This window comes from Arsenophonus sp. ENCA (assembly GCF_002287155.1).
GTDB classification, from domain to species: Bacteria; Pseudomonadota; Gammaproteobacteria; order Enterobacterales; family Enterobacteriaceae; genus Arsenophonus; species Arsenophonus nilaparvatae.
In genome coordinates this window covers 1-550 of the sequence record NZ_NHNG01000397.1, presented here as the reverse complement: position 1 = coordinate 550, position 550 = coordinate 1, and the positions used below count along the sequence as shown (strand labels likewise).

Annotated in this window: 1 pseudogene; it reads right to left on the bottom strand. The window is 40.4% G+C overall.

Features of this window, described 5'->3' with window-relative positions:
* Positions 1-396: pseudogene (locus tag CBG25_RS10395) on the bottom strand (hypothetical protein); the annotation flags it as partial.
* Between the last annotated feature and the right edge of the window lie 154 nt (positions 397-550).

The following is a 550-nucleotide window of genomic DNA, read 5'->3' as shown; positions in this document are numbered from 1 at the left end:
AATCTTTTTAAAACTTAACCCCCACCGCTCGACGCAGCCAAGTGACCGAGCAACGCGAGCGAACGGGCGAGGAAGCGAAATATCACTAGTAGTTACATAGAGTACGGTCACTCGAAAATAACAGAAATAAGGCTGCATGCCATCGACATACTCCAACGGCGATAAAAACAGGAACTCATGAGCATGGAAGAAAGTGCCCATGTAGCCATTTTCACTACAAAAAAGCGGTAAAAAATGGAACTGCCAAACGGTGGGCGATTTCCTGAAATTAGCGGGTAGATTGCACATCAACGAAAAAGGCACTCTTTCAGCGTGAACTTTCTCTATCAACGTTTTCAATTCGGCAGAGAAAATCATTAAACTAGTTGCTGAATAGAGACTTGCATTTTTTGTCACGCTATTGAGAATAAAAAGAGGTTTAACTTAGAGAATAAAGGTTTGAAATGATCAACAAAGAGCGGCTGTTACGAGATAATCGTTTATGTAAAGCAATCATTGGATTATCAGTCGAAGAATTGAAAAATTTAGCCGCTGAATTTTCAGCTTGTTA